11 protein-coding genes are annotated in these 11,767 nt (G+C 71.2%); 9 read left to right on the top strand and 2 right to left on the bottom strand.

From position 1 onward, the window contains the following. Positions 1-15 precede the first annotated feature (15 nt). Positions 16-717: a TetR/AcrR family transcriptional regulator gene (locus tag EDD27_RS07100; RefSeq protein ID WP_206641293.1), complete on the top strand. Its 702-nt coding sequence runs from the start codon at positions 16-18 to the stop codon at positions 715-717. Positions 718-1,173: 456 nt separating this feature from the next. Here the strand turns inward: EDD27_RS07100 and EDD27_RS07095 are convergent, their stop codons facing one another. Further along, positions 1,174-2,244, bottom strand: coding sequence for a LacI family DNA-binding transcriptional regulator (locus EDD27_RS07095; RefSeq protein WP_127931641.1), 1,071 nt, complete (start codon positions 2,242-2,244; stop codon positions 1,174-1,176). 157 nt (positions 2,245-2,401) lie between these two features. Here EDD27_RS07095 and EDD27_RS07090 point away from each other — a divergent pair, with 157 nt between their 5' ends. From EDD27_RS07090 to EDD27_RS07060, 7 genes are read left to right on the top strand one after another with little or no spacing between them, the layout of a single operon-like run. Then, a complete protein-coding gene (locus EDD27_RS07090) occupies positions 2,402-4,018 on the top strand; it encodes an ABC transporter substrate-binding protein (protein ID WP_127931640.1) in 1,617 nt (538 codons plus the stop codon). Next, the gene (locus EDD27_RS07085; RefSeq protein ID WP_241563905.1) at positions 4,015-4,977 is read left to right on the top strand and encodes an ABC transporter permease; all 963 of its coding nucleotides are present in this window, start codon (positions 4,015-4,017) and stop codon (positions 4,975-4,977) included. Before EDD27_RS07090 ends, EDD27_RS07085 begins: the two co-directional genes overlap by 4 nt. Next, entirely contained in the window at positions 4,974-5,840 is an 867-nt protein-coding gene (locus tag EDD27_RS07080) for an ABC transporter permease (RefSeq protein WP_127931639.1), read from the top strand. The genes EDD27_RS07085 and EDD27_RS07080 overlap by 4 nt, the downstream gene beginning before the upstream one ends. Further along, positions 5,837-6,805: an ABC transporter ATP-binding protein gene (locus tag EDD27_RS07075; protein ID WP_127931638.1), complete on the top strand. Its 969-nt coding sequence runs from the start codon at positions 5,837-5,839 to the stop codon at positions 6,803-6,805. The genes EDD27_RS07080 and EDD27_RS07075 overlap by 4 nt, the downstream gene beginning before the upstream one ends. Continuing rightward, a complete protein-coding gene (locus EDD27_RS07070; RefSeq protein ID WP_127931637.1) occupies positions 6,798-7,700 on the top strand; it encodes an ABC transporter ATP-binding protein in 903 nt (300 codons plus the stop codon). Before EDD27_RS07075 ends, EDD27_RS07070 begins: the two co-directional genes overlap by 8 nt. Further along, positions 7,697-9,112, top strand: a complete 1,416-nt coding sequence (locus tag EDD27_RS07065) for an amidase (protein ID WP_127931636.1) — start codon at positions 7,697-7,699, stop codon at positions 9,110-9,112. The genes EDD27_RS07070 and EDD27_RS07065 overlap by 4 nt, the downstream gene beginning before the upstream one ends. Before the next feature lie 31 nt (positions 9,113-9,143). Continuing rightward, positions 9,144-10,772, top strand: a complete 1,629-nt coding sequence (locus tag EDD27_RS07060; RefSeq protein ID WP_127931635.1) for an amidohydrolase — start codon at positions 9,144-9,146, stop codon at positions 10,770-10,772. Here the strand turns inward: EDD27_RS07060 and EDD27_RS58245 are convergent. Continuing rightward, positions 10,666-11,046 carry a beta-N-acetylglucosaminidase domain-containing protein gene (locus tag EDD27_RS58245; RefSeq protein WP_479680940.1) on the bottom strand — a complete coding sequence of 127 codons (381 nt, stop codon included), beginning with the start codon at positions 11,044-11,046 and terminating at the stop codon, positions 10,666-10,668. The two genes, EDD27_RS07060 and EDD27_RS58245, sit on opposite strands and share 107 nt — an antisense overlap. Before the next feature lie 105 nt (positions 11,047-11,151). Between EDD27_RS58245 and EDD27_RS07050 the strand changes: the two genes are divergently transcribed. After that, on the top strand, positions 11,152-11,760 hold the full coding sequence (locus EDD27_RS07050; RefSeq protein ID WP_127931634.1) for a TetR/AcrR family transcriptional regulator: 609 nt from the start codon (positions 11,152-11,154) through the stop codon (positions 11,758-11,760). Positions 11,761-11,767: the final 7 nt, after the last annotated feature.

Genomic DNA, 11,767 nt, shown 5'->3' with positions numbered 1-11,767 from the left:
CGTAAGCTTGAAGGCGTGAATGATCGCGTCATCGGCGCACCACGCAGGCGGCGGCCCGCCAAGTCAGGCGTGGTGCTCTCCCGCGAGCTGATCGTGGAGACCGCCATCCGGCTGCTGAGCCACCACGGCGCGGACGCGCTGTCGGTGCGCCGGTTGGGCGCCGCCCTGGGAGCCGATCCCTCGTCGCTCTACCGCTATTTCCGCAACACCGACGAGCTCGTCCTGGCAATCGCGGACGAGCTCATCCGCCACGCGATGGAGGGATTTCGCCCGAGCGGGGACTGGCGGGAGAGCCTACGCGAGCTTGGCCGCCGCCTGTATGCCACCTACCAGCGGCATCCCGAGGCTGCGCGCCTGTCGGCGGCCCGGGTCACCCGCCGCCCGAGCGAGATCAGGGCCGTGGAAGTGGGGCTGGGCATCCTGCGCGCGGCGGGCTTCGGTCCCGGGCAGGCCGCGCGGCACTACCACAGCTTCATCGACATGAGTTTGGGATTCGCTGCGCTGGAAGCCGCCGCCAGGACGCTGCCGGAGCCCGCCGCCACCGCGGACGAGGACGCGTGGCGCTCGACGTACGCGAAACTGCCGGCAGAGGAGTACCCGAACATCGCCGCGTGCGCCGACGCCCTGGCCGCGACGATGATCGGCAGCGCCTACGCGGGGGCGCTGGAACTCCTGCTCGACGGGATGGCGGCGCAGCTTCCGCGGCCTGTCAGGTGACAGGCGTCAACCGGCGTGCGGTCCTCGACGGCCTGGCGGCATCGAGGAGGAGGGCCTCGGCAAAGCGCGCGCCGATGAGCTGCACGCCCGTCGGCAGCCCGTCGGCCACGCCGGTCGGCACCGTGAACGGCCGGGGAACCGAGGCCCGGCACGGCGGTCATGTGCCACTGGGCGGGATCAGGTCGCGGGTGCGGGCGGGGTCAAGGATGTCGGCGTCCTGTTCGAAGGGCGGCTCGGCGGCCATGTCGGAGCAGCGCGGAGCCCGGCTCGGCATAGAGGTGGAGATCGTAGCGATGGGCAGGGGGAGACGGTCGTCACCTGGACCTCACCGGCCCCGCTCAGGTCCATCCTGCCGCGTCCGTGGTGGCGAGCCGGTGGGCATTTGAGGGCCCCAGCGATCAGCAAGCTGTTCAAGGCCGAGTTCGGCGTCCGACCCCAGGGAGTCCAGGGCGCGCGTCAGCCGAGGGTGAGACTCGCCACCGCCGGTCGCCGGCCTGGAGGGACCGAGGACGCGCGGACCTGGAAGTCGGCCGAGAACAGGCGGCCGAGATCGCCCGGGCGGCCTTCGAGGCAGTCGACGAGCAGGTTCACCGCCGCCTGCGCGGTCTGGCCGGGCAGGAAGCCGAGCGTGCTGATCGGCGGGTCGGTGTAGCCGGCCGCCGGGTCCTCCGTAGCGCAGACCAGCAGCAGGTTATCGGGGACGGATCGGCCGAGCCTGCGGATCGCGTCAAGCAGGAGCGGCGGGCTGAGCTCGACCAGGGTGAAAAGCGCATCCGGCGGAACGGGGGCGGCCAGCAACTCCGTCACCGCGTCCAGCGTCTGCCGGACTCCGGGGGCGGGGAGGAACGAGATCCGGGGTTCGCGCCGCCGCTCGGCGCACCAGTCGTGGTAGGCGCTGACGGTCTGCTGGTGGAAGCAGGCCGTGGTCGCGCCCGCGGCAACCGCGATCCGCTCGGCGCCCGCCTCTTCCAGGTGGTCGAGGACCTGGCGTACGGCGGCGGCGTAGTCGAAGTCGACCCACCGGCCGATCTCCCGTGCCTCGTCGGCGGCCTCCGCCAGCGCCCTCCGGTCGGCGACCACGGGGACGCCGGCCACGAGAAAGTCCCTGACCATCGGGTCTCCCTGGACCGGGTCGATGACGAACACGCCGTCGAGCGGCATGTCCAGCCAGCAGTCGTCCGGCCCGTATGTGGGCAGCAGGACGACGCCGTAGCCGTGGGCCAGAGCCGCCTGGGTCGTGGCGGTGACGATCTGGGTGAAGTAGGCCAGCTCCGCGTAGACCCACGGCGTCTCGACGTACTCCCGGGCCGCGACGCCGAGCAGGCGGGTATGCCCGGCGCGCAGCAACCGTGCCGCGGCGTTCGGGCGATAGCCGAGGGACCGTGCCACCCTTCGCACGTGCTCCCGGGTGGCGGCAGGGAGCCGTCCGGCCTCGTTCAGCGCGTCCGACACGGTGGTCTTGGACACCCCCGCAGCGCGGGCCACGTCCACGAGGCGGACTCTGGGCCTGCGGTCTGGCTGGCTCATGAGTGACATCATGTCCTCTGGCCTGACGCTACGCCACCCCTCTCAGCTTTGCAGAATCGTTCCATCGGGCTCTTGTGCAGGAACGTTCCTTCACGAATACTCGCTGCCACCCCAGCCGCACCCTTTCGTTGCGGCCCGTTCCGAAAGAGGTGGTCTGATGCGCACCTCCCGTTTCGCTGCCACAACGGCACTGCTCGCGCTCGCGGTCGCTGCCTGCGGCGCCTCACCGGCCGGCAAGGACGGCCCCTCCGGCACCTTCGAGATCACCAACGACACCCCACCCGCCAAGGGCCCGGTGGACTCCGTGACCTGGTCGCTCTACGCCGAACCGCAATCCCTCGACTACGTGTACGCCTTCGACTACCCGCCCAACACCGTGCTCGCCAACGTGTGCGAGCAGCTCATGCGGATCACTCCGGACATGAAGGTGAAGCCCGGCCTGGCCGGCGCGGCCCGATCCCCCGACCCCAAGCGCTGGGTGTACACGATCCGCGCGGGGGTGAGGTTCCACGACGGCTCCACACTCACCGCCGACGACGTCGTCGCCAGCCTGCGCCGTCACATGGACCCCAAAGTCGGCTCGTACTGGGTCTCCGTCTACCGCAACGTCGACAGGATCGAGAAGACGGGGCCGATGGAGGTCACGGTCCACCTGAAAAAGCCCGACCAGCTCTTCAACGCGGAGATGGGCACCTCCGCCGGGACCGTCGAGAGCGCCGCCTTCCTGTCCAAGGAGGGCTACGGGACCCCGGACGTCGGCGTCAACTGCACCGGCCCGTTCTCCTTCGGCTCCTGGCAGAAGGGTCAGTCGATCACCCTCAAGAAGTTCGCCGGCTACTGGGACACGTCGCTGGCGCCGAAGGCGAACACGATCAAGAACGTGTTCATCTCGGACCCGGCCGCTCGCGTCAACGCGCTGCTCGCCGGCGAGGTCGACGGCGGCTACCTGCTGCCGTCCTCCGGGTTCCCCAAGCTCCGCACCGCCGCGAACGGCACGCTCTACTTCGGCCCCAACACGACGACAGTGAGCGTGATCCCCACCAACCTCAAGGGCACGCTCGGTGACGTCAAGGTCCGTAAGGCGCTGTCCATGGCGCTCGACCGCGACGGCATCATCAAGGCCGCCGCGGGTGGTGTCGCCACCCCGGCGAAGGCGCCCGGCGCCACCGGCGCCTGGGGCATCGCGCCGGAGGCGGCCAAGGAGTACTACGCAAAGCTCCCGGCACTCAACCGGGACGTCGCCGGGGCCAAGAAGCTGGTCGAGGAGGCCGGCGCCACCGGCAAGAAGATCGTGATGGCGACCAGCACGCTCTCCCCGGAGATCGGCGTCATCGCCAACGCCGTGCAGGCGGCGGGCCAGGCCATCGGCCTGAGGGTCGAGCTGAAGGCGGTCGCCCCCGAGGCCTACACGGCGCTGTTCTCCGACCCGAAGGCCCGGGAAGGCATCGACCTGGTCATGACGGTCTGGTACGACTCCACCCCCGACCCGCTGGAGTTCTACGGGATCCTGACGACGGGCGACTTCGCCAACTACGGCGGCTACTCCAACCCCGAGTACGACGCTTTGGTCGATGAGGCGAGCGCGCAGGCCGACCCGGCCGCGCGCGCCGCGACGGTCGCCAAGTTGCAGGAGATCGCCGTCCGCGACATGGTGTGGATCCCGTTGTACGAGGTGCCGCACACCCTGTTCCTCAACAAGCGGCTCACCGGTGCGCCGACCGGCATCGCCCAGCTCGTCTTCCCGTGGGGCGCCCCTCTGGGATCGGCAGGTTGAGTTCGACCATGGCCGGCTTCCTCCTCCGCCGGATCGGCGGCATCGCCTTGACATTGCTGATCACGTCGTTCTTGGTCTTCGGTTCCGTCCATCTCGCCCCCGGTGACCCGGCGTCCTTCCTCCTGGGAGGCCGCTCGGCGTCACCGGCGGCCGTCGCGGCCATCAAAGAGCAGTACCACCTGAACGACCCGTTCCCGATCCAGTACGCGAAGTGGATCGAAGGTGTCGTCACCGGCGACTTCGGCAAGTCGGCGCAGTTCAGGCAGGACGTCGGCGGTCTCATCATGGCCCGGCTGCCGACGACCCTGTGGCTCATCGGCTACGCCGGGCTGCTCATCATGATCGGAGGACTTGCGCTCGGTGCGGTGGCCGCCCTGCGGCGGGGCGTCGTCGACCGGCTGGTCCTCGTCGGCACGGGCGTCGCCACCGCCACCCCGTCCTTCGTCGCCGCGATCGGGCTGATCTCGCTGTTCTCCATCCAGCTCGGCTGGTTCCCCGCCTTCGGCAACGGGGGCGGCCTCGGTGACCGGATCCACCATCTGACGCTCCCGGCGGCGGCGCTCGCCCTGACGTTCGTCGGCCTGCTGGCCCGCGTCACCCGGACGTCCATGCGGGAGGAGCTGGGACGCGAGCACGTCGAGGTGGCCCGATCCCGCGGGGTCCGCGGCTCGGTCGTGGTACGGCGCCACGTGCTGCGCAACGCCCTCGGCCCGGTCACCACCGTGTCCGGGACCATCGTCGCCGGCCTGCTGGTCGCCACCTCCATCGTGGAGACCGCCTTCGGCCTGTCGGGGGTCGGCCAGTTGCTCGTCAGCTCCGTCACCGTCAAGGACTTCCCGGTCGTGCAGGCGGTCAGCCTGCTGGTGGTGCTCGCCTTCGTCACCGCCAACCTCGTCGTCGACCTGCTCCATCCGCTCATCGACCCCCGTCTGTCCCATCCGAAGGGTGGCACAGTATGACCGCCGTACCCGTCCACCGGCGCAAGCTCCTCGCACCGATGGCCCGTCTCGTCACAGGTGACAAGCTCGTGGCAACCGCCCTCGCCCTGCTGGCCCTGCTGATCGTGGCGGCGGTGTTCGCCCCGCTGATCGCACAGCACGACCCCGACGCCGTAGACCTGTCAGCGACATTGAGCGGCTCCACTCCCGAGCATCCGCTGGGCGCGGACCAGTCCGGGCGGGACGTCCTGTCCCGGCTGATCTATGGCGCCCGGACAGGGCTGCTCGGCCCGCTCATGGTCGTGATCGTGTCGACGGCGCTCGGCACGCTGATCGGAGTGACGGCCGCCTGGTACGGCGGAGCCGTCGACTCCGTGCTGTCGCGCGCCATGGAGCTCGTCTTCTCCTTCCCCGCCCTGCTATTGGCGATCATCCTGGTGGCGGTCTTCGGCGTCGGGCTGACCGCGCCGGTGATCGCGATGAGCCTCGCCTACGCGCCATACGTCGGCCGGTTGGCACGCAACGTGGCCCTGCAGGAGAAGGCCCGCCCCTACATCCAGGCGTACCGGGTGCAGGGCTGGTCCGGCTGGGTGATCTGCGTGAAGCACCTGCTGCCCAACATCGCGCCGCTGATCCTCGCCCAGTCCGCGATCAACTTCGGGTACGCCCTCATGGACCTCGCGGCGCTGTCCTTCCTCGGCTTCGGCGTGCAGCCACCCACGGCCGACTGGGGCGCGATGATCAACGAAGGCTCAACGTCCCTGCTCCAGGGCGCCATGCTGCCCTCCCTCGCCTCCGGCGTCGCCATCGTCGTCACCGTGGTCGCCTTCAGCGTCGTCGGCGAGTCCATCGCCGACCGCGTCGCACGGCGGGAGCAACGATGACCGCGCCACTGCTGCAGATCGAGAACCTGACCGTGCGGCTCACGGGAGGCGGGGCCGCGCGCCCCATCGTCGACGGTGTCTCGCTGCACGTCGCGCGAGGCGAGGCCGTCGGCCTGGTCGGGGAATCCGGATCCGGAAAGTCCGTCACCTGCCGAGCGGCGCTGGGGCTGCTTCCTGAAGGGGCTGCGGCCACCGGCGCCCTGCGGCTGGACGGGGACGACATCCTGACGATGTCGCCCGTCCGGCTCCGCGAGCTGCGCCGCCAGGACGTCTCCATGATCTTCCAGGACCCCAGGGCCTCCATCAACCCGCTGCGAAGGATCGGCGACTTCGTCACCGAGGGGATGCGGGCCGGCGGCGTGCTGCGTAAGGACGCGATCAGGCAGGCCGAGGACCTGCTGGAGTCGGTCGGCATCCGCGAGCCGCGCGCGGCGCTGCGCAGGTATCCGCATGAGTTCTCCGGCGGCATGCTGCAGCGCGTGATGATCGCCGGCGCGCTCGCCGGAGAGCCCCGGCTGCTGCTGGCTGACGAGCCGACCACGGCGCTGGACGTCACCACCCAGGCCGAGGTGATCTCGATCCTCACCCGCCTGCAGGCCGAGCGCGACATGGGGATGCTCTTCGTCACCCACGATCTGGAGCTGGCCGCGGCGATCTGCGACCGCATCTACGTGATGTACGCGGGCCGGATCGTGGAGGCGCAGTCCGCCGAGGGGCTCTTCGGCCGGCCTCGCCACCCGTACACCGTGGGACTGCTGGCCGCGACCCCGCGGCTGGACTCCGACCAGGCGCCGCACGGGGTCCCCGGGCGGCCGCTGTCGCTCGCCGAGGCGCCTGCCGGATGCGCGTTCGCGGCCCGGTGCGCCCACGCGCGGCCCCGGTGCGGCGAAGGGAAGCCCGTCCGGCGGGACGTCGACGGCGCCCAGGTGGCCTGCCTGCGCGTGGAGGAGCTGATCGATGAATGAGCACGCGCTGGAGGTCGAGGGCCTGCGCAAGACGTTCGGCGACCATGTCGCCGTCGACGGCGTCTCCTTCTCGCTGCCTCCCGGCGGCTCCCTCGCCATCGTGGGCGAGTCGGGGTCAGGGAAGACGACCACCGCGCGGATGCTCGTCGGCCTCGAACGGCCAGACGCCGGCCGGATCCGCGTCGGCGGGCGGGACCGCTCGCACGCCGTGCGCGGCCGGGCCACCAGGCTGGCCCACGCCAGGGAGATCCAGATGGTCTTCCAAGACCCCTACCTCTCGCTCGACCCCCGCGTCACCGTCGCCGGGTGCGTCGAGGAGCCGCTGCGCCTGCACTTCTCCATGAGCCCAGCGCAACGCCGGGCCCGGCGCGACGAACTGCTGGCACGAGTCGGCATCGGCCAACGCGAGGCAGGCACGCTCCCCAGGCGGCTGTCCGGTGGCCAGCGCCAGCGGGTCGCGATCGCCCGCGCGCTGGCGACCGCGCCGAAGGTGCTGATCCTGGACGAGGCGACCGCCGCACTCGACGTGTCCATCCAGGCCCAGATCCTCGACCTGCTGGCGGAGATCCGCCGTGACACTGGCGTCGCATACCTCTTCGTCACACACAACCTGGCGCTTGTCCGGCACGTCGCCGACGACACCCTCGTCCTCTATCAGGGACGGGCAGTCGAGACAGGCCAGACCCCGGACGTACTGGCCGCACCCGACCACCCGTACACCAGGCTGCTGCTCCACTCCGTGCCGCGACCCGGCTGGGACCCGGCCAGGATCGCAGCCGACCGGCGCGCCCTCGCGGCCGCCCTGCGGAAGACGCCGCCCGCTCCGACGCCCTCGACATCCCTTCGTTCTCACGCCGCAGAAACCGACTCCACGGAAAGGAGTGCGGCCGAGTGACCGACCTCCCCTACCTTCCCGCAACCGAGGCCTTGCGGATGTTCCGCTCGCGCGAGCTGTCTCCCGTCGAACTGATGAGCGCGCTCATCGAGCGGGCCGAGGCCGTCGAGCCCCAGGTCAACGCGATGAGCGAGCGCATGTTCGACGAGGCGCTCCTCCAGGCGGAGCAGGCTGAGCGCGCCTACCGCGCCGGCTGCCCGCGCCCCCTGGAGGGGATTCCCGCCGCCACGAAGGACGAGCAGCCGATCGCAGGACGGATCGCCTCGGACGGCTCGCTGGCCCACGCCGGCCACGTGGCCGAGGTCACCCACCCGGTCGTCGAACGGATCGTCGCCGCGGGCGGCATCGTGCACGCCCGCACGACCACTCCGGAGTTCTGCTGCGCCGCGTTCACGCACTCGAAGCTGTGGGGCGTCACCCGCAACCCGTGGAACCTCGACTATTCCCCTGGCGGCTCCTCGGGCGGTTCCGGTGCGGTGCTCGCCTCTGGCACCGCCGTTCTCGCCACCGGCTCCGACATCGGCGGCTCGATCCGGCTGCCCGCCGCCAACACCGGCACCGTCGGTTACAAGCCGCCCTACGGCCGGGTGCCGGCGATGCCGCCGTTCAACCTCGACCACTACTGCCACGACGGGCCGATGGCCCGCACCGTCGCCGACTGCGCGCTGCTGCAGAACGTCATCGCCGGCCCGCACCCTCACGATGTGGTCTCGCTCCGCCCCGCCGTCCGGATCCCCGACAGGCTGGGCGACGTGGCCGGGATGCGCATCGCGTACGCGCCCAACCTGGGCGACTGGGAGATCGAGCCGGACATCGCCGCCAACACCCTGGCCGTGGCCGACGCGTTGCGGGAGGCCGGGGCGGTCGTCGAGGAAGTCGCGGTCGGGCTGCGCCGCGCCGACGTCATGCGCGCCGCCTTCATCCACTTCGGCGCCGTCTTCGGCCCTATGGTCGGCCGGATCGCCGCCGCGCACGGTGACACGCTCACCCGGTACGCGCTGGACTTCGCCGCGCAAGCCAGGACCACGTACGAGCGGGGCGGTGGCTTCCTGGCCGGCCTGGAGATGGAGGCGGCGATCTACCGCCCGATCGGCGAGCTACTCGACCGCTACGACGCGCTGATCTGTCCGACCACCGGCGCGCCCGGCCTGCGGGCGGGCAAGGAGTATGTCGACACCAAACTCACCGTGAACGGCGTCGAGCTCGACCACTACATGGAGTACTCGCTCACCACGGTCTTCAACATCGCCAGCCGCTGCCCGGTGCTCAACGTGCCCTCCGGACGTGCCTCCAACGGCGTGCCGACCGGCGTGCAGATCGTCGGCCGCAGCTACGAAGACGCCACCGTCTTCCACGTCGGCGCCGCCGTCGAGCACGTCCGCCCTTGGACGCACCGCCCGGAATCGCTTTGATCACTCCGCTCACGCGAGAAGGAGAAACCACATGACCGCCCCCGCCGACCTCGTCCTTCGCGGCGGCCCGGTGCACACGCTCGGACCGGTGCGCCCCACGGCCACAGCGGTCGCCGTCCGCGACGGCCGGATCGTCGCCGTCGGCGACCACCCCGACGTGCGGCCCCTGATCGGCCGCGGCACCGAGGTCGTCGACCTGGCCGGCCGCGCCCTGCTCCCGGGCTTCCAGGACGCCCACGTGCATCCCGTCCTGGCCGGCCTCACCATGATCCAGTGCGACCTGCATGACGCCCGCGATGCGGTCAAGGCGGTCGCGGCCATCCGCGCGTACGCCGAGGCGAACCCGGAGGCCGAATGGATCAGCGGGGGTGGCTGGTCCATGGAGTGGTTCCCGGGCGGAACCCCCAGCAGGCGCCTGCTGGACGCGGTGGTGCCCGACCGGCCCGTCCACTTGATCAACCGGGACGGCCACGGCGCCTGGGTCAACACCCGGGCGCTGGAGCTGAGCGGTGTCGACGCGAGCACTCCCGACCCGGCGGACGGGCGGATCGAGCGAGAGGCCGGCGGCGCGCCGCAGGGAACCCTCCACGAGGGCGCATCGCACCTGGTCGGCCGGCACGTCCCCGAGCCGACGGCGGAGATGATGCTGCGGGCGCTCCAGGCCGGCCAGCGGAGGCTGCACGCCGCCGGCGTGATCGCCTGGCAGGACGCGATGGTCGATCCGAAGGTGCAGCGCGCCTACCTGGCGGCGGCCGAGTCGGGGCTGCTCACCGCCCGGGTGGTCGGCGCGCTGTGGTGGGATCGCGACAGGGGTGAGGAGCAGATCCCCGAGCTGCTCGCCCGCAAGGACGAGGTGGGCCGGTTCCGCACCACCAGCGTCAAGATCATGCAGGACGGCGTGGTGGAGAACTTCACCGCCGCGATGACCTCCTCCTATCTCAACGGGTGCGGGTGCCTGACCGGCAACCGAGGGCTCAGTTTCGTCGATCCTGAGGCGTTGCGCGGGTGCGTCACCCGCCTGGACGCCGAGGGCTTCCAGGTCCACGTGCACGCCGTCGGCGATCGGGCGGTCCGGGAGGCTCTGGACGCGTTCGAGGCGGCGCGCGCCGCCAATGGTGCCAACGACCACCGTCATCACATCGCCCATCTGCAGGTCGTGCACCCGGACGACGTGCCGCGGTTCGCCGCGCTCGGCATCACCGCCAATGTGCAGCCGTTGTGGGCGGCACACGAGCCGCAGATGGACGCGCTGACCATCCCGTTCCTCGGCCCGGAACGGGCGGCCTGGCAGTACCCGTTCGGGGATCTCGTCCGCGCCGGCGCCCCGCTCGCGGCGGGCAGCGACTGGCCGGTCAGCAGCCCCGACCCGTTCCTGGGCATCCACGTCGCCGTCAACCGCACGCCTCCGGGCGGGAACGCCGAGGCGTTCCTGCCGGAACAGCGGCTGAGCCTGACAACCGCGCTGGTCGCCTACACGCTCGGCACGGCGCGGCTGAACCACCTGAACGCCCGGACGGGCACCATCGACAAGGGCAAGCTGGCCGACTTGGTGGTCACGGACCGCGACCCGTACGCCGTCCCGCCCGACGAGCTCGCCGGGACGTCGGTGCTGGCCACCTACGTCGAAGGCGAGCGCGTCCACACTGATCCGGCCTTTTGACGGCCCCAGCCGGAAGCGCGGGCGAGGGCCGCACGGCCTCGCCCGCAGCGATTGCGCCAAGCGGGCCCGGACTGATGCGCTGGCCAAGCGTGCAGGCGTGCCTTACAGGGACGACGTCGGTGCCCGTCCACATCACCACGACCGCGGGGTCGAGGGTGGCGCGCATGGTCTGCTTGTAGGCGGTGTCGGTCAGATCGCCGTACTCCGTGGGCACCATCTGATGGGGCCGGGGCCCGTACCGGTGTTCGCCATGATCCGACGCTGACCCGCGCAGCCGGCGTGCGCGTGGGTCCCTTCCCGCGGAACGGCCGTCCCGCCCGCCGCGGGCGAGACGAAATGTCGCTTGCGAATTGAGTTGAGCTCAACCAACATTGGAGCCATGGAACGTGTCTCCGACCGTGCCGACGCCAGCCGCCGGCGCCTCCTGCAAGCCGCCGCGGACGAGCTGATCGCCACCGGCGACGTCGAGGTGGCGGCCGTGGCCAGACGCGCAGGGATGAGCGCCGGGCTCCCGTACCGCTACTTCGGCACCCGCAGCGGCCTCATGAGCGCCCTGCTGGAGGACTTCTACGAGCGGCTCATAGCCGACACCGTGCTCGGACACTACGAGGGGGCGACCTGGCTCGAACGGTGGCGGGCGCAGGTCGCCACCTGGGTCGAGCACATGTATGCGGACCCGCTCGCGCCCGTCGTCCTCGGCCGCATGGTCGGCGACGCCCGCGTGGCCGCCCTGGAAGCCCAGTGCTTCAAACGGGTCATCGACCTGGGCGCCAAGCACTTCGCGGCGGGCCAGGCCGAAGGACACGTGGCCGGCGATCGCGACCCGGAGCTCCTGGCCGCCGCGGTGGTCGGCGGCATGCGTGCCATCCTCGCCATCGTCCTGGACCAGGACCCGCGCCCCGATCAGCAGGCCGTGATGCGCGAGGTCTGGCTGTTCACCGTCTCCGCACTGGGCGTCACCGGCGATCGTGACGGCGGTGCGCCATGATCCCGGG

The organism is Nonomuraea polychroma (assembly GCF_004011505.1).
In the GTDB taxonomy this organism is placed as follows: Bacteria; Actinomycetota; Actinomycetes; order Streptosporangiales; family Streptosporangiaceae; genus Nonomuraea; species Nonomuraea polychroma.
This window is presented reverse-complemented; position numbering and strand designations above follow the sequence as displayed.